15 protein-coding genes are annotated in these 18,239 nt (G+C 67.8%); 10 read left to right on the forward strand and 5 right to left on the reverse strand.

The window, feature by feature from the left end; all coding sequences use genetic code 11:
- Positions 1-9: 9 nt before the first annotated feature.
- Together BSG17_RS08910 and BSG17_RS08915 are read right to left on the reverse strand one after the other, a co-directional pair.
- Positions 10-2,274 (reverse strand): NADP-dependent malic enzyme, encoded by a 2,265-nt coding sequence (locus tag BSG17_RS08910; RefSeq protein ID WP_089823177.1) that lies wholly within the window; start codon positions 2,272-2,274, stop codon positions 10-12.
- A 112-nt stretch (positions 2,275-2,386) separates the two neighbouring features.
- On the reverse strand, positions 2,387-3,637 hold the full coding sequence (locus BSG17_RS08915; protein ID WP_089823179.1) for a DUF7544 domain-containing protein: 1,251 nt from the start codon (positions 3,635-3,637) through the stop codon (positions 2,387-2,389).
- A gap of 251 nt (positions 3,638-3,888) precedes the next feature.
- Here BSG17_RS08915 and BSG17_RS08920 point away from each other — a divergent pair, with 251 nt between their 5' ends.
- Positions 3,889-5,277 (forward strand): FAD-binding oxidoreductase, encoded by a 1,389-nt coding sequence (locus BSG17_RS08920; protein WP_089823181.1) that lies wholly within the window; start codon positions 3,889-3,891, stop codon positions 5,275-5,277.
- A 41-nt stretch (positions 5,278-5,318) separates the two neighbouring features.
- On the opposite strand, the gene BSG17_RS08925 is transcribed toward BSG17_RS08920, so the two are convergent.
- The gene (locus tag BSG17_RS08925) at positions 5,319-6,413 is read right to left on the reverse strand and encodes a M24 family metallopeptidase (RefSeq protein ID WP_089823182.1); all 1,095 of its coding nucleotides are present in this window, start codon (positions 6,411-6,413) and stop codon (positions 5,319-5,321) included.
- A 146-nt stretch (positions 6,414-6,559) separates the two neighbouring features.
- Here BSG17_RS08925 and BSG17_RS08930 point away from each other — a divergent pair, with 146 nt between their 5' ends.
- From BSG17_RS08930 to BSG17_RS08945, 4 genes are all read left to right on the forward strand, one after another.
- The gene (locus BSG17_RS08930) at positions 6,560-7,441 is read left to right on the forward strand and encodes a COX15/CtaA family protein (RefSeq protein WP_089823184.1); all 882 of its coding nucleotides are present in this window, start codon (positions 6,560-6,562) and stop codon (positions 7,439-7,441) included.
- 137 nt (positions 7,442-7,578) lie between these two features.
- Positions 7,579-8,472: a basic amino acid ABC transporter substrate-binding protein gene (locus BSG17_RS08935; protein WP_089823186.1), complete on the forward strand. Its 894-nt coding sequence runs from the start codon at positions 7,579-7,581 to the stop codon at positions 8,470-8,472.
- A gap of 42 nt (positions 8,473-8,514) precedes the next feature.
- The gene (locus tag BSG17_RS08940) at positions 8,515-9,339 is read left to right on the forward strand and encodes an amino acid ABC transporter permease (protein WP_089823188.1); all 825 of its coding nucleotides are present in this window, start codon (positions 8,515-8,517) and stop codon (positions 9,337-9,339) included.
- The gene (locus BSG17_RS08945) at positions 9,336-10,064 is read left to right on the forward strand and encodes an amino acid ABC transporter ATP-binding protein (RefSeq protein ID WP_089823190.1); all 729 of its coding nucleotides are present in this window, start codon (positions 9,336-9,338) and stop codon (positions 10,062-10,064) included. Before BSG17_RS08940 ends, BSG17_RS08945 begins: the two co-directional genes overlap by 4 nt.
- A 367-nt stretch (positions 10,065-10,431) precedes the next feature.
- On the opposite strand, the gene BSG17_RS08950 is transcribed toward BSG17_RS08945, so the two are convergent.
- The gene (locus BSG17_RS08950) at positions 10,432-11,499 is read right to left on the reverse strand and encodes a zinc-dependent alcohol dehydrogenase family protein (protein ID WP_089823192.1); all 1,068 of its coding nucleotides are present in this window, start codon (positions 11,497-11,499) and stop codon (positions 10,432-10,434) included.
- 84 nt (positions 11,500-11,583) lie between these two features.
- Between BSG17_RS08950 and BSG17_RS08955 the strand changes: the two genes are divergently transcribed.
- Positions 11,584-12,804 (forward strand): PQQ-like beta-propeller repeat protein, encoded by a 1,221-nt coding sequence (locus BSG17_RS08955; RefSeq protein ID WP_170864761.1) that lies wholly within the window; start codon positions 11,584-11,586, stop codon positions 12,802-12,804.
- Between the two features lie 54 nt (positions 12,805-12,858).
- On the opposite strand, the gene BSG17_RS08960 is transcribed toward BSG17_RS08955, so the two are convergent.
- Positions 12,859-13,815 (reverse strand): TIGR03557 family F420-dependent LLM class oxidoreductase, encoded by a 957-nt coding sequence (locus tag BSG17_RS08960; protein ID WP_089823888.1) that lies wholly within the window; start codon positions 13,813-13,815, stop codon positions 12,859-12,861.
- A 297-nt stretch (positions 13,816-14,112) separates the two neighbouring features.
- Between BSG17_RS08960 and bioB the strand changes: the two genes are divergently transcribed.
- From bioB to bioD, 4 genes are read left to right on the forward strand one after another with little or no spacing between them, the layout of a single operon-like run.
- Positions 14,113-15,240: a biotin synthase BioB gene (bioB, locus tag BSG17_RS08965; protein WP_089823890.1), complete on the forward strand. Its 1,128-nt coding sequence runs from the start codon at positions 14,113-14,115 to the stop codon at positions 15,238-15,240.
- A gap of 6 nt (positions 15,241-15,246) precedes the next feature.
- A complete protein-coding gene (locus BSG17_RS08970; protein WP_089823196.1) occupies positions 15,247-16,326 on the forward strand; it encodes a (S)-8-amino-7-oxononanoate synthase BioU in 1,080 nt (359 codons plus the stop codon).
- A gap of 10 nt (positions 16,327-16,336) precedes the next feature.
- Positions 16,337-17,530 carry an aminotransferase class I/II-fold pyridoxal phosphate-dependent enzyme gene (locus tag BSG17_RS08975; RefSeq protein ID WP_089823198.1) on the forward strand — a complete coding sequence of 398 codons (1,194 nt, stop codon included), beginning with the start codon at positions 16,337-16,339 and terminating at the stop codon, positions 17,528-17,530.
- Positions 17,527-18,216: a dethiobiotin synthase gene (bioD, locus tag BSG17_RS08980; protein WP_089823200.1), complete on the forward strand. Its 690-nt coding sequence runs from the start codon at positions 17,527-17,529 to the stop codon at positions 18,214-18,216. The genes BSG17_RS08975 and bioD overlap by 4 nt, the downstream gene beginning before the upstream one ends.
- The last annotated feature ends 23 nt before the right edge of the window (positions 18,217-18,239 follow it).

The raw sequence follows: 18,239 nt of genomic DNA on the forward strand, positions 1-18,239 counted from the left end.
GCGAGAGCGCTACAGTTCGCCTTCGCTGTCGTCCTGTGCGTCGACGACGGCGACGCCCGCCAGATTGACGATATCCTTGACCTCGTCACCGCGCTGCAGGACGTGGACGGGTTTGTTCATGCCGACGAGCATCGGGCCAATGGCCTCCGCACCGCCGAGTCGCTGGAGCAGTTTGTAGCCGATGTTGCCCGCCTCGAGGTTCGGGAACACGAGCACGTTCGCCGGCCCGTCTAGATCGGCGAAGTCGTAGGTCCCCTCCAGGATGTCCTCGACGACGGCGGTGTCGGCCTGCATCTCCCCGTCGACGGGGAAGTCGACCTCGGGGTCGTCGTGCAGCAGCTTCACCGCGCCCCGCGGCTTGCGGGTGCCCTCGTTGTCGACGCTGCCGAAGTTCGAGTACGACAGCATCGCCGCGCTCGGTTCGACGTTGAAACTGCGGGCGAGGTTGGCCGTGTGTTTCGTGATCTCCGCGAGCACCTCCTCGTCGGGGTCGAGGTTGACCGTGGTGTCCGCACAGAAGACGACGCGGTTCTTGAACGTCAGCATGTAGACGCCGGCGGCGTAGTTCGCGTCGTCGGCGGTCCCGACGACCTGCAGCGGTGGGCGGAGCGCCGAGGGGTAGTGGTGGGTGAGACCGGTGAGCATCGCGTCGGCGTCGTCCATCTCCACCATCACGCTGGCGAAGTAGTTGGTGTCGCGCCGGATGAGTTCGCCCGCCTCGCTCCGGGTGAGTCCCTTGCGCTGACGGAGTTCGTGCAGTCGGTCGGCGTAGTGGTCCCACTCGCCGTCCCGCGGGTTGGCGATCGTCGGGTCGAAGTCCAGCCCCAACTCCTCGGCCGTCCGCAGGATGCGGTTGGGGTTGCCGATGAGGATGGGCTCGGCGATGCCCTGCTCTTCGAGTTGGTACGCAGCGCGGATCATCTTCTCGTCGGAGCCCTCGGCGAGCGCGACGCGTTTCGGGTTCGACTTCGCCTTGTTGAGCACGACGCGCATCATCTCGCGGGACTTCCCGAGACGCGCCTCGAGCCGTTCGGTGTACGTCGGGATGTCGAGTTCCTTCCGTGCCGCGCCGCTGTCCATCGCCGCCTGCGCGACGGCCGGAGCGACCTCGAAGAGGACACGCGGGTCGAGCGGTTTCGGGATGATGTACTCCGAGCCGTACTGCAGGGGGTCGTCGCCGTAGGCCTTGACGACGGCGTCGGGGACGTCTTGGCGGGCGAGATCGGCGAGCGCCTTGGCCGCGGCGACCTTCATCTCCTCGTTGATCTCGGTGGCCCGCGCGTCGAGTGCGCCGCGGAAGATGAACGGGAACCCCAGCACGTTGTTCACCTGGTTGGGGTAGTCAGAGCGGCCGGTCGCCATGATGACCGTGTCGTCGCGTGCCTCTTTGGCGTCCTCGTAGGAGATCTCGGGGTCGGGGTTGGCCATCGCGAAGATGATGGGGTCGTCGGCCATCGAGCGCACCATCTCCTGGCTGACGATGCCGCCGACAGAGAGGCCGACGAACACGTCGGCGTCCTCCATCGCGTCCGCGAGATCTCCCTCGGGGACGTCGCGGGCGAACTGCCGCTTGAACTCGTTGACCTCGTCGGCCCGCTTCTTCGTGATGATGCCCGTGGAGTCACACATCGTGATGTTCTCCTTCTCGGCACCGAGCGAGACGTAGAATCGGGCCGTCGCGAGCGCCGAGGCACCCGCACCGGAGAAGACGATGTTCAGTTCGTCGAGTTCCTTGTCGCTGACGTCGGCGGCGTTGACGAGCGCGGCCCCGGAGATGATCGCCGTCCCGTGTTGATCGTCGTGGAAGACGGGGATGTCCATCTCCTCGCGGAGGCGCGACTCGATCTCGAAACACTCGGGAGCCTTGATGTCCTCGAGGTTGATCCCCCCGAACGTCGGCTCCATCATGCGGACCGACTGGATGATCTCCTCGGGGTCGGCCTCGTCGAGTTCGATGTCGAACACGTCGATGTCGGCGAAGCGCTTGAACAGCACGCCCTTCCCCTCCATGACGGGTTTCGACGCCTGTGCGCCGATGTCGCCGAGGCCCAGGACGGCCGACCCGTTGGAGACGACGCCGACGAGGTTCCCCTTCGCCGTGTACTCGTACGCCTGTTCGGGGTCGTCGGCGATGTCGCGACACGGCGCGGCCACGCCCGGCGAGTACGCCAGCGACAGGTCACGCTGGGTGTTCGTCGGCTTGGTCGTCGAGATCTCTACCTTCCCCGGGGGGTCCTGCCGGTGGTACTCCCGTGCGTCGTCGTCCAGTCCCATGAATTGGGCGACACCATGGGATGGCAAAAAACTATCCGTGCACGTCGAATTTGCGGTTCGACGGACGTCGAAGATTAACTCGGAAGCGACTCAGTTCTTCGTCGGACGACCGTCAGGACGCGGTCGTGTCGTCGCCCCAGACGAACCGGTCGTCGGCGGCACCGTCGGCACCATCTGCACCGTCAGTGAAGACGGGGCCGTCGCCGCCGCTCGTCGACGGTCGACCGTTCTCGCTGTCGTCACCGCCGTCGCCGTCGTCGCCGTCCCACCCGGTCGGGTCGGTGCTCTCGTCGTCACCCTGCCCGGGGCGCGGCGGGAGCAGCGCGAACCGGTCGTCGGCGGCACCGAGCACCGAGAGTTCGTACGCCGTGAAGTACGACTGGACGACGATCTTGATCGGCAGCGAGACCGCCAACAGTGCGAGCAGCGTGAGGACGCCGAGGACGACCAGCGCGACGACGCCGGCGACGCTGCCGAGCGCCGCGTTCAGTCCGCCGAACGCGCCGGCGACGACGAGCCCGACGAGGAGTGCGCCGACGACGACGACGGCGGCGAGGATCCCGCCGACGACGAACGTCGCGATGCCGACGCCGAGCTGGAGGACGAACCGGACGACGAGGTAGACGAGGAACTGTTTCCACTCGCTGCGGAGCGTCGGCCAGAACTGCCGCCACCCCGAGAGCACGCCCGAGTCCGTGGCGATCATCACCGGGACGACGAACTGCTCGGTAAACCCGAGGAGGAGACCGAGGACGACGAAGGCGACGAGGGCGACGGCGAGCAGGCCGAGGAATCCGGCGAGACCGAACCCGGCGAGGAAACTGTCGAACGCCGCCGCGTTCGGGGCTGCGAGGGCGAAGAGCAGGACGCCGAGGGCGAAGGGGGCGACGACGAGGAGGCCGACGCCGATCTGGAACAGCAGGAACCGCATCCCCTTCCAGAACCGGCGTTTGAACGGACCGCGGACGCGGACCTCGTTCGTCCGGAGCGCGTCGACGAGGACGAACGGCATCACCGACGAGGCGACGACGGCGACCACGACGTAGAGGACGACGCCGACGAGGAGGGCGGCACCGAGCGCGACGAGCGCGTCCGGGGACAGCCCGGTCAGTTCCGAGAGCGACGTCCAGACGTCCGGTGACGGGCCCGGTGCGGGGTCGGGAGCCGGACCGGGGCCGGGCGTCGGCCCGCCGTCGCTCGGGAACGACGAGGGGACGTTCGTGACGCCGTTCAGGCCGCTGCCACCGCCGAGGAAGAAGACGATGACCGCCAACCGGAGCCATCGCCCCCAACTGAACGGGAGGAGGAAGTTGCGGGTTGCATCGAGCGCGTCGTCGACCGCGTCGAACGCGTACCAGGGCATGGTCGAGGCTGTCGTGCAGGTGTCAAATAGGTTCCGTCTGGGAGAGTGACCGGGGTGCTAACGGAGTGACCTCCTTCGAGCGATCTGTGGCGACAGGTCGACGTCCGGGAGACAGAACGTCGTGCGGGACAGTTTCGTACACCGAGATAACAGCTATCACGTCTCTCGTCGTATCTGTATCGAGCCTCGACGTCGACGCAGAGCGGAGCGTAACGTGCTCGACGGACGAGACAGGGGAGAGTAGAGCAACCATGGCAACCAGAGCAGGCGACGACAGAGCGGCGATAGACCGATTACAGACGGCAGTTCGGGGACGGGTGGTCGGACCCGACGACCCGGAGTACGACGAGGTACGGACCGTCTACAACGCGATGATCGAGAAGCGTCCCCGACTCGTCGTCCAGTGTGCCGACGTCGGCGACGTGATGGCGGCGGTGAACTTCGGCCGCGAACGCGGGTTGGAGATCGCAGTCCGTGGCGGCGGCCACAGCGGTCCCGGTCTCGCGCTGGTAGACCAGGGACTGGTCGTCGATCTCTCGGAGATGAAGGGTGTCCGCGTCGACCCCGACGCGAGGACGGTTCGGGTCGAACCGGGCTGCCGCTGGGGCGACGTCGACCACGCCACGCACGCGTTCGGCCTGGCGACCGTCAGCGGCATCCACTCGAACACCGGCGTCGGCGGGCTGACGCTCGGCGGCGGCCACGGCTATCTGACCCGGAAGTACGGGCTGACTATCGACAACCTCCTGAACGCGGACGTGGTGTTGGCCGACGGCCGACTGGTCCACGCGAGCGAGGAGGAGAACCCGGACCTGTTCTGGGCGCTGCGTGGCGGCGGCGGCAACTTCGGGGTCGTCACCTCCTTCGAGTTCCGACTCCACCCGGTGGACACGGTCGTCGCCGGACCGATGTTCTGGCCGCTCGACCGACTCGAGGAGACGATGCGGTGGTACCGCGAGTGGCTCCCGCGAGCACCGAGAGACGTCTACGCGTTCTACCTCGTCGCCGAAGTGCCGGGCGAGCCGTTCCCGGCCGAACTCCACGGCGAGCAGGTCTGCGGGCTGATGTGGTGTTCGCTCGGATCGGAGGACGACACCGAGACGTTCCTCAAGCAGGCCCGCGACGTCGCCGATCCGCTGTTCGAACACGTCGGAGAGATGCCCTACCCGGCGCTTCAGAGTATGTTCGACGACCTCTACCCGCCGGGCGACCAGTGGTACTGGAAGGGTGACTTCGTCCGGGAGTTGACCGACGAGGCCATCGCCGTCCACCGGCAGTTCGCCGCGGTGCCGACGCCGAAGTCGACGATGCATCTGTACCCTGTCGACGGTGCAGTTCACGACGTCGACGCCGACGAGACGGCGTGGAACTACCGCGACGCGAACTGGTCGATGGTCATCGCGGGTATCGACCCGGACCCCTCGAACGCCGAGAAGATGAGCGAGTGGGCGCGGAGCTACTGGGAGGCGCTCCACCCGCACTCGGCGGGTGGGTCGTACGTCAACTTCATGATGGACGAAGGGGACGACCGGATCAGGGCGACGTACGGCGACAACTACGAGCGACTCCAGCGAGTCAAAGCCGAGTACGACCCGGACAACGTCTTCCACGTGAACCAGAACGTCGACCCTGCGGCGTAGCGAGTTCGGGCCGTCGCGGTGAGGGTAGGGTCGGCCGAGCGTCAGTCGAGCCGGAGGATCGCGTGACGGTCGAGCGCGACGTCGCCGTCGACGCTCTCGACGGTCTGCGTCTCCCAGTCGCCGGTCGACGTCAGTATCTCGAACCCGTCGTCGGTGACGAGCACCGTGTCCTCGCTCTTCGCGCCCTGCACTGTCGGGTTCCACGCGTAGGCCATCGGCGCGTACACCGGGTCGTCGCTGGTCGGCGTCGCGATCCACTCGCGGCCGGCGTAGCCCGCGGCACCTCCCTGGTGGTGGTGCTCCCACTCACCGTCGAAGCCGACGGCGTCGTAGGCGTCCTGCACCGCCGAGAAGACGTCGCCGGCGGCGCCGCCCTGCCGAGCAACCTCGCGGGTCGCCGCGAGCGCGCTGACGTCGACCGTCGTCGCCGCCTCGTGGCGCTCCTCGAGCCACTCCGGGGGGTCGAAGGCGACCGTCCGGGTGAGACTGGCACAGAGACCGTTCCGTTCGGCCGTCACCGACAGCAACGCGTAGCCGCCGAGTTCGGCGACCTGTGGGGTGTAGTGACGATACTGCTGGGCGCGTTCCTCGCCGCCGACGAGGACGACCGGAGCGTTGATGTCGCGGGCCGAGAGCGCGACGCGCAGCGCGGCGGCAACCTCGTGTTCGGTGTCGCCGGGTTCGAGTTCGCGGGCGACGGACTCGACCGCGTCGGCGGCGTCACGCCCGAGTTCGCGGTAGACCGCGACGTCGTTGTCGGTCAGCGGCTGGCGGAGCGACGAGGCGTCGACGGCCTCGAAACCGGGGACGTCGAAGTCCGCGGCCGCGGGCGTCGACGACGTGTTCGCCACGGCCTCGGCGAGCGAGGACTCGTACCACTGGACCGTCTCCACAGCGAACTCGTCGGGCACCTCCTCGTCGACGAGGCGCGGTGCTTCGATGTTGTCCGTGACGAGGTGGAGGTCGCCGTCGTAGCCGGCGGCGGCGACGCCGACGTCGCCGGCGGCGTCGACGACGTTGTCGCCGCCGGTGAGCCACGCAAAGGAGTTGGGTCGGGCGAACCAGACGGCTTCGAGGTCGTGCTCGTCGAGGTAGGCGTCGAGCCGGTCGACGCGCGAGTCGAGGAACTCGGTCATCGGGTTGGCCTTCGGCCCACGGCTCTTGAAACCGGGCGGATTCCGGCCAGTTTCGCGACGGCGGTTCGAGAGTCGAACCATGGATTCGCCGGCGTCAGCCCCGTTCGGACAAACATAAGTGCGCTGACTCCCGAGGCTCAGCTAGCATGGACTCCACACGCTACCGACCGGACTGGCTGACGTTCCGGCGGTTCGCTGCGTTCACCACGGCGCTCACCGCGACGCTCATCGCCCTCGGCGTCTACACCGCGGCGACCGGGTCGGGGCTCGCCTGTTCGGCCCAGTGGCCGCTCTGTGACAACGGACTCCTCCCGCAGACGATCCCGAGTTTCATCGAGTGGTTCCACCGCCTCGTCGCGATGGTGACCGGCTTCTTCATCCTCGGCACCGTCGGCTGGGCGTGGCGCGCCGACACCGCCCGGCGGACGAAACTCGCCGCGACGCTCTCGGTCGTGCTCCTCCCGCTGCAGGTGAGCATCGGCGCCGTCACCGTCACGCTCAACGGCTGGCTCCCGAACGGCTACTCGCCGCCGACGCAGTCGGCGCACCTGCTGGTCGCGCTGACTATCTTCACCGCGCTCGTCGCGACGACGCTGTTCGCGTACGAGAGACACCTCCGGCGGTCGGCGCTGGTCCGGACCCGTCACGCGCTGCTGGCGGCGCTCACACTCCTCCCCGTGAGCGCGCTCGTCAGTCGCGCTCCCGGACTGCTCTCGTACACGCCGGCGCTGCAGGCGACGTTCGTCCTCGTCTCGCTGCCGGTGTTCGCCGCGCTCGTCGTCGCGGTGTACTGGGCCGGAGTCGCCGGATTGACGCGCGAACGACTCGCGACGCTTCCGGTCGTGGGACTCGTGTTCGTCCACCTGCTCTTGGGTCGCGACCTGCTCATCTACGTCGGGTCGGTCCGCCTGCTGAACGTCGCCGTCCTCGTCGCCGCGTTCCTCGGACTCGCCGTCGTCGTCTGGGCTGTCTACCGCCGCGACGGGGGGACGTCGACGCCATCGCAGGGCGTCCCGAGCAGCGACTGACGAACGATTAATTTTAGGACAGTTGCTCGGGTCGAAAACGACGGCTTCTCCTGGCTCGAGAGAACTCCACCTCGGTGGACAGCCGTTTACGGGATCGAAGAAGTGTTATATGTGGTGCGGTCTACCAAGCGAGTGTCATGGACAGACGTAGCTATCTGAAGTCGACGTCGGCCGCGATGGCCGCACTGGCACTCGCCGGCTGTACGAGCGGCGGCGACGGCGGTGACGGTGGAAGCAACGGAACGACCGGCTCCGACGGCGGCGCCACCGGCAACGGTACTGGAAGCGGCGGCGACGGGTCGTCGCTGCCCGACAAGGTCGTCATCGGGTCGGACATCCCGTACCGGCCGTTCGAGTACGAGACGGCCGCTGGCGAACTGAAGGGGTTCGACGTCGAGATCGCGCGGGCGGTGTTCGACGAGCAACTCGGCGTTACCTCCGAGTTCAAGAAGACCTCCTTCGACACCATCATCGCGTCGCTCAACCAGGGGAACTTCCGCGTCATCATGAGCGCGATGACGATCAACGACGAGCGCGCCCAGCAGGTCGACTTCTCGGAGCCCTACTTCACGGCCTACCAGACCATCGTCGTCCGGCAGGACAGCGACATCGACTCGAAGGAGGCGCTCAAGGGGACGACCGTCGGCGTCCAGAAGGGGACGACCGGTCTCGACGCCGCCCAGGGGCTCCAAGAGGAGTTCGGCGGCGACCTCGAACTGAAGGAGTACGACCAGATCACGGGCGCGTTCGACGCACTCTCGAACGGACAGGTCCAGGCAGTCATCAACGACAACACGGTCAACGCCGAGTTCGTCAACAACCAAGACGGGTTCCGGTTCGTCGAAGGCGAGGGCGCGGCCGCCGAAGAGGGCGAGAACGCACCGCCGTACCTCACGCTCACCGTCGAGAACTACGGTATCGCCTTCCGTCAGGACGACGACGAGTTCCGCGAGCAGGTCAACGAGGCGCTCGCCGCCGTCCGCGAGAGCGGGACGTACGACGACATCTACAGCAACTACTTCAGCGGCTAGGCTCGCCTACCCTTTTAGAACACACTCTGACAGAGACCACCAATGTCACAATCATACTCCGGTGAATCGGCGTCCGAGCGCGTCGACGAGTCGTTTCTCAACGACCGGACGCTGAAGTGGATCGGCGTCGCCGTCTCCAGTCTGTTCACGCTGGGTATCTTCGCGCTCGTCGGCTACATCGTCGCGACGAAGGTGAACTTCGAGTTGCTGCAGACGATCTTCCCGCGGTTCGTCGACGCCTACCTGCTGGTGCTCCGTATCTTCGTCATGGGGAGCATCCTCTCGGTCGTCGCGGGCGTCTTCGTCGGGTTCGGGCGCGTCTCGAGTACGTTCCCGACGGGCGCGGTCGCACGCGGCTACGTCGAGTTCTTCCGTGGGACGCCACTTCTGTTCCAGATCATCGTCATCTACTTCGGCATTCCCGCGCTGTGGGCGGGGACGTTCCCCATCCAGGACTGGGAGATCCCCGCAGCCATCATCGCGCTGACGATGAACCACGCCGCCTACGTCGGCGAGGCCATCCGCGGCGGCATCGGTGCCGTCCCCGACGGACAGATGGAGGCGGCCCGGTCGCTCGGGATGTCGTACACCCAGGGGATGCGCGAGGTCGTCCTCCCGCAGGCGTGGCGCAACGCGCTCGCCGCCATCGGTAACGACCAGGTCATCCTCATCAAGGACACCTCGCTGCTGACGGTCATCGCGGTGCCGGAGATCATCAGCGTCTTCCGGAGCGTCAACAGCGCGACGTTCGACCCGTGGACGCCGATCGTGCTCACTGCGGTGGCGTACCTCGGTATCACGCTCCCGCTCGGGTTCCTCGTCCGGTACCTCGAGAGCCGCTCCGACTGGGGGGGTGACCGCCGGTGAGCCTGCTCGAGTTCGACGGCGTCAACAAGTACTACGGCGAGACGCACGTCCTGAAGGACATCGACCTGAACGTCGAGGAGCAGGAGGTCTGCGTCGTCATCGGGCCGTCGGGGTCCGGTAAGTCGACGCTGCTCCGCTGTGCGAACCGCCTCGAAGAGATACAGAGCGGCGAGATACGCCTCGACGGCCAGTCGCTGTCGGCACCGAACGCCGACATCAACTACCTGCGCCAGCAGGTCGGGATGGTGTTCCAGAGCTTCAACCTCTTCCCGCACAAGACGGCGCTGGAGAACATCACGCTCGCGCCGCGGAAGGTCCGCGGAGTCCCCAAAGGCGAGGGGAACCAGCGCGCTCGCGATCTGCTGGCCGACGTCGGTCTCGAAACGCAGGCCGACTCCTACCCGAACCAGCTCTCGGGCGGCCAACAGCAGCGCGTCGCCATCGCCCGCGCGCTGGCGATGGACCCGAAGGTGATGCTGTTCGACGAGGTGACGAGCGCGCTCGACCCCGAGCTGGTCGGCGAGGTGCTGGGCGTCATGCGTAACCTCGCGGAGGGCGGGATGACGATGATGGTCGTCACCCACGAGATGGACTTCGCCCGCGAGGTGGGCGACCGCATCATCCTCATGGCCGACGGTCACATCGTCGAGGATTCGCCGCCGAAGAAGTTCTTCAGCGACCCCGACAGCGAACGGGCGAAGACGTTCCTGTCGAAGATGCTGTAAGTGAAGTAGTCGGAAGCTTTTACCTCGACTCAAGAGCGGTTCGAGTCTCTTGGGTCGCTACGAGCGATTCGACTACCTCCTCGAAAGCTCACGTGCTGTCGACTCCTGTTCTCACGGTTGTTCCCCGGCAGTACGAACGGAGTCAGAAAACCAGTAGAATACGCCCTGCGACTGCTTGCGCGACGAGACGCCACACCCTCCCCAACCGATTCACTCACTCGCTTCACTTGTTCGCTCATCCCTCGCAAGAGCTTCGCTCTTGCTGCCCCTCGCTCGCGATACTTGCGAGACCTCGCGTGCGTGGCTCGCGGCCATGAACGGCCGCGAAGCCACGCGCCACGACGGCCGGTCATCTCCTCTCGACAGTTCAGTTCGCGAACTCAGTTACCACCTCGACACCCTCGGTCTCGTAGTTCGTCATCGCAGCCAGTCGGTCGGAAACGTCCGAGAGCACCACCTCCTTGCTCACCAGTTTGCCCGGGTCGACGTCGCCGGTCTGCATGAGGCCGAACAGCTCGCCGTAGCGCGTCGGCGGCATCCCGCGCGAGCCGTGGAACGACAGCTCCATGTGCGCCATCCGGTCGGTCGGCAGCGACACCTCCCCCTTCTCCTCGTCGGTCGTCAGGCCGAGTTGGACGTGCTCGCCGCGTCGTCGCAGACAGAACACCGAGTTGCGGCAGGTCTCGGCGACGCCGAGCGCGTCGACCGAGACGTGTGCGCCGCCGTCGCTGACGATCTTGATCTCCTTCGGGACGCGGTCGACCTCGCTGGCGTCGACGACGGCGTCGGCACCCAGCTCCGTCGCCCGCGACAGTTTCGACTCGTTGACGTCGACAGCGACGACGCGAGCGCCGAGGGCGTCTCCGATGTGGACGGCCGAGAGGCCGACGCCGCCACAGCCGTGGACCGCCAGCCAGTCGCCGCCGCCGAGGTCGGCGCGGTGCGCCAGCGCGTGGAAGGCCGTCATGAACCGACAGCCGAGGGCGGCGACGTCGCGGGCGCTCACGCCGTCGGGCAGCGGCATCGCGTTGTAGTCGGCCCACGGCAAGTGGACCTCCTCGGCGAACGCCCCCGGGGCCGCCGACTGGAAGCCGAGCGCCCGTCCGTTCGGACAGACGTTACCGTGACCGTTCCGACAGTGCGGACAGGTGCCGTCACCGAGGTTGAACGGCAGGGCAACGCGGTCACCCGTCGCGACCTCCCGGACCTCGTCGCCGACGGCGACGACCCGACCCGCGGGTTCGTGACCCAGAACCTGTCCGATCGGGGCCTGGTCGTCCGCCCACTCGCCGTGGCCCATCCAGGCGTGCCAGTCGCTCCGACAGATCCCGCAGGCCTCCACGTCGACGACGACGCCGTGCGGCTCCGGTTCCGGTGGGTCGACGTCCTCGACTGCGAGCGGTTCGCCGTACTCCCGTAAGACTGCGGCGCGCATGGCCTGCTGTTCGGTAGCACCCGTCAAAAAGGCGTGTGAGGCCGCAGCCCAAGAGCTATACCACCCTGCCGCAAACGCCGTCTCGTGTCCCCTCGCGCGTCTCCTCGGTCCCTCCGTTCGTCTCCCGTCTCTCGCCGCGAACTGCTCCGGACCGGCGCTCTCGTCGGGGTGGCCGGCCTCGCCGGCTGTCTCGGTCTCGATCCCACCGACCCGCCGACGGCGTGGTCACCCGCCCCGAACTCCTGGCCGCTGGCGGGCTACGACGGCCGAAACACGCGCTGGAACCCGAACGCTTCGCCGCCCCGCGACCCGACCGTCCACTGGCGCGTACAGGATCAGACGGCGGAGTTCGAGACGCTCGTCGTCGCCGACGGGAACGTCTTCGTCGGCGGCACCAGCGTCCGGGCCTACGAGACCGACGGGAGCCTCCGGTGGAAACTGAACCGCTGCGCGATGGCGATGGGCGTCGTCGACGGGACGCTCTACGTGGCAGACAACCCCGACGGGGTCGCCGCCGTCTCGCCGGACGACGGCACCGTCGCGTGGACTGCCGACTTCGATCACGTCGTCTACGGTGTGCTCCCGACGACCGACCGGGTGTTCGTCGCCTACCACAATCGACACGTCTGTCTCGACGCCGAGACGGGAGACGTCCGGTGGACGCAGTGGGCCGAGGGCGGGGTCGGACCGACCGGGGTCGCACTCGGCGACGCGCTCTACACCGCAGACGTCGGGTCCGTCGCCCGCCGGTCGCCGCGCGGGGCCGTCGCTCGACTCCGCGACCGCCCGCCCGCGGTCGACTGGGAGGCGACCCGGGGGCTGGAGTTTCCGCACGCGCCCGTGCTCGGCGACGGGGTCGTGTTCGTTCCCGACGAGTCGTTCTCGAGTGAACGCTCGGGCGGCGTCACCGCGTTCGATGCCGCCGACGGGTCGGTTCGCTGGAACCGTGAACTCGGGAGAGGGGCGTACACGCCCGCGCTCGCGGGCGACGTGCTGGTCACGGGCGCACAGGGTAAGAACAGAGAGAGCTACGAACTCGTCGCGCTCGACCGCCGGGACGGGTCGGTCCGCTGGCGCGTCGAACCCGGCCACTGGGTCGGTTCGGTCGCCGTCGCCGACGGGGCCGTCGTCGCCGCGGGTGGCGATACGGGCGGCGTCGCCGGGGCAATCTCGACGTACGGGCTCGAGGGGAGCCAGGAGTGGACCGTCGAGACGGCGGGCGACGTGCTGACCGTCGCGCTCGTCGGCGACCGTGTCTACGCGACCTCGCGTGCGGGTGAGCTCTACGCGCTCGGCGAAGCATGACGCTCGGCAAGGACGGAACACACTCGGCGAAACAGCGTGGCGGAAGACCCACCCTCAGAACGACGGCAGCACTTCTTCCTCGTAGAACTCGAAGAACTGCTCCTGATCGGGACCGATCTGGTGGAAGTAGATATGGTCGTAGCCGGCGTCCCGACACTGCTCGACGAGGTCGATGTGGGTCTGGGGGTCCTGGTCGGTGACGGTGTTGCCCTCGCGGACGTCCTCCTCGGAGACCATCTGCGTCGCCTGTTCGAAGTGGACCGGCGTCGGTAGCAGCTGGTTCAACTCGCCGGAGAGCGCCGACTGTCGCCAGTACTCGTGAGCCGTCGAGACGGCCTCGTCCTCCGTCTCCGCACAGCAGACGGTGATCTGGGCGAGTTTCGGTCCGTCGCCGCCGTTGGACTCGTAGGCCTCGGCGACGTCGTCCTGCGGGCCGACCGACCAGAGACCGTCACCGAGGTCGCCGGCGGCCTGCGCGGTCTGCTCGCCGAACGCCGAGACGACGACGGGCGGGGGGTTCTCGGGCAGTGTGAACAGGCGAGCGTTCTCCACAGTGTAGTGCTCGCCGTGGTGGCTCACCTGCTCGCCGGTCCACAGCGACCGCATCACGTCGATCGCCTCTGCGAGCATCTCCAGTCGGACGTCGTGTTCGGGCCAGTGTTCGCCGACGACGTGTTCGTTCAACTGCTCGCCCGTCCCGACGCCGAAGAAGAACTCCCGGTCGCCCAGCATCGCCGCCGTCGTCGCCGCGGCCTGCGCGACGTTGACGGGGTGGATGCGCATGATCGGGCAGTTGACGCCGACGCCGACGTCGACGCTGTCGGTGGCGCGGGCGACCGCACCGAGCGTGTTCCAGACGAACGGCGACTCGCCCTGCGACTCGAGCCACGGGTGGAAGTGGTCCGAGACGGAGACGAAGTCGTACCCCCTGTCTTCGGCCTCGACGGCGTAGTCGACCAGTTCGGTCGGACCGAACTCCTCGCTCGACAGCGTATAGCCGAACTCTGTCATGTGAGCCCCCTCCGTCGGATCGTCGTCCGTGTTGACATGGCGTTCGCTCCGTTCTCCCGTCGGCTCCATAAATTCGAGCCAGAACGCTCATAACCGTCGAGCTACGGCCCTGTGACTACCGAATCGACCGAACGCGGACGCGTATAATGACCCGGTAAATACAGCTCTAGCGACCCCTCCCGAATCCGACGACCGGGTGGCGATAGCACTCCCGGACCCCGCCGTCTGCGTCCTCTCGTCCCTCACGACGCCACGTGTCCCCCAACTGTTAACTGTTGGTCAACCAACTGTGTGGCCGTGGTTTACGAACCAACCGGCAACCGGACCGTCGACGACGCGGTCGAACGCGTCCTCGCGGGTGAGAGCGTCGACCGGACGGCCGCACTCGCCCTCGTCGCCCAACCGGTCGAGGCCCTCGCCGCCGGGGCCGATCAGGTGCGAGCACAGTTCGGCGACGGCACCGTCGACGCCTGTAGCATCGTCAACGCCAAGGCCGGTAACTGCGCGGAGGACTGCGGCTTCTGCGCGCAGTCGGTCCACTTCGACACCGGCATCGACACCTACGACCTCCTCGACCCGGAGTCGATCCTCGAAGCGGCCGAGCGGGCCGAACGCGACGGTGCCCAGCGGTTCGGTATCGTCGTCGCCGAGAAAGGCGTGAGCAAGGAGCGTCGCCCCGAGGAGTGGGACTCGGTCCTCCGCGCGATCCGCCTCGTCCGCGAGGAGACCGACGTCGAGGTCGACGCGAGTCTCGGGATCCTGACCGAGGAGGAGGCACGCATCCTCGCTGCGGAGGGTATCAACCACTACAACCACAACATCGAGACCTCGCCGCGATACTTCCCCGAGATCGTCGGCACGCACGACTTCGAGGACCGCGTCGAGACGCTCGAAGTGGCGAAAGAGGCGGGGATGGACCTCTGTGCCGGCGTCATCCTCGGGATGGGCGAGAGCCCGACAGACCGCGTCGACGCCGCACTCGCACTGCGGGACGTGGGCGTCTCGTCGCTCCCGGTGAACATCCTCAACCCCGTCGCAGGAACCGAACTCGGCGACGCCGAGTCGGCAGACATCACGACCGAGGAGGTGATACAGACCGTCGCGGTCTACCGCCTCCTCCACCCTCACGCCCGGGTCAGACTGACCGGCGGGCGGGAGGTCAACCTCGCGGCGGACGAACAGCATCTCCCCTTCGAGGCGGGTGCAGACGGGATGCTCACCGGCGACTATCTCACGACGGAAGGGCAGTCGCCGGGCGACGACATCCGTATCGTCGAGCGTGCAGGACTCGAACCGAACACGGCGACAAACGAGTTCGACCCAGAGACGGTCAAGGCCCGGACGGCCGGTGACGAACGGGCGGACGACGAGTCTGCCGTCGAGACGGCAGCAGGAACGGCGACCAGCAACGCGACACCGGAGTGATTCACGATGGACGACATCAACTTCGCGGTACTCGGCACCGGCGGTATCGGACGACGAACGCTCGAACTCTCCACCCACAGAGAGGGACTCACGCCCGTAGCGGCCTGCGACCGTCACGGTATCGCCGTCGACCACGACGGACTCGACGTCGGGGAGCTCCTCGACGCGACCGAGGGCAACATCGCCAGTGGCGACGACACGGACGACGGAGACGACACTGACGGCGCAAACGTCGCGGCTGACGGCGGGGCGACAGCGGTCAAGCAACACGGCGAGGACCGGGGGGTCGCCGCCTCCGGCCAGGCGCGGCCGACGGAGACTCCCATCGACGACGTCGTCGACGAGTCCGACGCCGTCGACGCCGTGCTCGTCGCGCTCCCGAACCTCGAACACGACTTCATCCCGCGCGTCGCCGACCGCTTTGCGGATGCCGGCTACGAGGGCGTCCTCGTCGACGTCCTGAAACGGTCGCGCGTCATCGACATGCTGGACGAACGGACCGACCGGTTCGAGGAGGCCGGAATCACCTTCGTCTGCGGTGCAGGGGCGACGCCCGGACTCCTGACGGGTGCGGCCGCCCTCGCCGCCCAGTCGTTCGTCGAGGTCCACGAGGTCGACATCTGGTGGGGTGTCGGCCTCAGATCCGGCTACGAGGACAACCGCGGCACCGTCCGGGAAGACATCGCCCACCTCGACGGCTACGACGTCGAGACGGCCCGCGACCTCTCCGACGAGGAGATCGAGGAGATCGTCGACGACCACGACGGCGTGTTGGAGTTCCACGACATGGAACACGCGGACGACGTCCTGCTCGAACGAGCAGGCATCTGTGACGCCGAAGACGTGACGGTCGGCGGCATCCTCGACGTTCGCAACGACGCGAAGCCGACGACGACGACGGTCAGCGTCACGGGGACGACGTTCGACGGCGAACGCGGGACGAACACGTTCGAACTCGACGACGTCACGTCGATGGCGGCGAACGTCAACGGCCCCGCACTGGGCTACCTGAAAGCCGCCGTCCGCCGAAACCGGACAGAGGACTACGGCGTCTACGGGCCCGCCGAACTGATGCCGGGGTTCTGACTGCGGCCGGATGAGCCAGAGCCACAGTTTCGACCTCGAATCGCGTCTCGAAACGCGCGAAGAGGGCGGACTCCGTCGCGACTTGACGCCAGCCGACCGGGTGGGTCCCGAAGGGCGTTTCGCGCCGGACCCGCAGGGTTCTCTCCCCTCGTACGGGCCCAGGGAGCTCGTCTTCGCCGCGAACGACTACCTCGGTCTCGCTGGCGACGATCGGGTGCGGGATGCGGCCGAACGGGTAGCACGGGACGTCGGTACGGGTGCAGGAGCGAGTCGCCTCGTCACCGGCGACACCGGCCCGCACCGTTCGCTGGAGCGGTCGCTCGCCGCGACGAAGCGAGTCGACCGCGCGCTCGTCTTTTCGTCGGGCTACGCCGCGAACGTCGGGACGATCGCCGCTCTCGACCCGGCCGTGGTCTTCTCCGACGAGTACAACCACGCAAGCGTCGTCGACGGTTGTCGCCTCTCCCGGGCGGAGACCGTCGTGTACGACCACTGTGACCCGGCAGACCTGCGGCGGAAACTCGACGCCTGCGACGTCGACGGACCGTGGCTGGTCGTCACGGACAGCGTCTTCAGTATGGACGGCGACGTCGCCCCGCTCTCGGAGATCTGCGACGCCGCCGAAGAGCACGGCGCGTGGGTCATGGTCGACGAGGCGCACGCGACGGGTCTCTACGAGGACGGCGGCGGGATCGTCCAACGCGACGGCCTCGACGACCGGGTGCAGGTCCAGATGGGGACGCTCTCGAAGGCGCTGGCCAGTCAGGGCGGCTACGTCGCCGGCAGCGACGCGCTCGTCGAACACCTCCTCAACACTGCGCGGTCGTTCGTCTTCTCGACCGGACTCGCCCCGCCGGCGGCCGCAGCGGCACGGGAGGCGCTCCGAGTCGCCAGCGAGACCGACCGAGCGGACAGACTCTGGAGCCACGTCGCCCGCCTCCGAGAGGGGCTGACCGAGATGGGGTACGAGCTGTGGGGAACCACGCAGATCCTTCCCGTCGTCGTCGGCGACCGCGGGGACGCGCTCGACCTCGCCGACGCCGTCCGCGAGCGCGGCGTGGTCGCGCCGGCGATTCGCCCGCCGACGGTCCCGGAGGGGACGAGCCGACTCCGGGTGGCGCCGATGGCGACGCACACCGACGAGGACGTCGAGATGTGTCTCCGAGCGTTCCGCGAGGCGGGACGGGAGGTCGGACTGCTGTGACCGGCTCTGGCCTCTGCGTCGTCGGGACGGACACCGGCGTCGGAAAGACCGTCGTCACCGCCGGACTCACGGCGTGGCTTCGAGCGGCGGGCTACGACGCGAAAGCCGTCAAACCGGCGCAGACGGGGTATCCCCCGGACGACGACGCCGGCTTCGTCGCTGCGGCCTGCGACGACGAACGCGCTGCCGTCGCTCTCGAACGCCTCGAACCACCGCTCGCTCCGCGTGTCGCGGCAGCGGAGGTGGGTCAGTCGCTCGACTACGACTCGATCCTCGCGCGCTGTCGGAGCGAGATCGCCGACTCCGAGGTCGGTCTCGTGGAGGGGATCGGCGGGCTCCGCGTCCCGTTGGCGGGAGACCGCGAGGTCGTCGATCTCGTCGCTGACCTCGATCTACCGACGCTGGTCGTCGCCCGCTCGGGGCTTGGGACGCTGAACCACACAGCGCTCACCGTCGAGGCGCTCGCACGCTGGGACGTCGACGTCCACGCAGTGATTCTCAACCAGTACGCGGGGTCGACAGTCGCCGCACGGACGAACCCGGACGAGCTCGAACGGATGACCGGCGTGTCGGTCGCGACGTTGCCGCCCGTCGACGCGTCGACCCCCGAGCGCGCCGCTCTCGGGGTGCGTGAACGGCTCCCGCTGACGGTGTTCCCGTTCGACGCCGCGCGACTTCGGGAGTGAGCCGCGCACTGGACGGCGGGGCA

The sequence above is a fragment of the Halogranum amylolyticum genome, from assembly GCF_900110465.1.
GTDB lineage: Archaea > Halobacteriota > Halobacteria > Halobacteriales > Haloferacaceae > Halogranum > Halogranum amylolyticum.

Bases quoted from the DNA above. Each gene is read 5' to 3' on its own strand.
- BSG17_RS08910 (WP_089823177.1), bottom strand. From the start codon at position 2,274: ATGGGACTGGACGACGACGCACGGGAGTACCACCGGCAGGACCCCCCG.
- BSG17_RS08915 (WP_089823179.1), bottom strand. From the start codon at position 3,637: ATGCCCTGGTACGCGTTCGACGCGGTCGACGACGCGCTCGATGCAACC.
- BSG17_RS08920 (WP_089823181.1), top strand. From the start codon at position 3,889: ATGGCAACCAGAGCAGGCGACGACAGAGCGGCGATAGACCGATTACAG.
- BSG17_RS08925 (WP_089823182.1), bottom strand. From the start codon at position 6,413: ATGACCGAGTTCCTCGACTCGCGCGTCGACCGGCTCGACGCCTACCTC.
- BSG17_RS08930 (WP_089823184.1), top strand. From the start codon at position 6,560: ATGGACTCCACACGCTACCGACCGGACTGGCTGACGTTCCGGCGGTTC.
- BSG17_RS08935 (WP_089823186.1), top strand. From the start codon at position 7,579: ATGGACAGACGTAGCTATCTGAAGTCGACGTCGGCCGCGATGGCCGCA.
- BSG17_RS08940 (WP_089823188.1), top strand. From the start codon at position 8,515: ATGTCACAATCATACTCCGGTGAATCGGCGTCCGAGCGCGTCGACGAG.
- BSG17_RS08950 (WP_089823192.1), bottom strand. From the start codon at position 11,499: ATGCGCGCCGCAGTCTTACGGGAGTACGGCGAACCGCTCGCAGTCGAG.
- BSG17_RS08960 (WP_089823888.1), bottom strand. From the start codon at position 13,815: ATGACAGAGTTCGGCTATACGCTGTCGAGCGAGGAGTTCGGTCCGACC.
- BSG17_RS08970 (WP_089823196.1), top strand. From the start codon at position 15,247: ATGGACGACATCAACTTCGCGGTACTCGGCACCGGCGGTATCGGACGA.
- BSG17_RS08975 (WP_089823198.1), top strand. From the start codon at position 16,337: ATGAGCCAGAGCCACAGTTTCGACCTCGAATCGCGTCTCGAAACGCGC.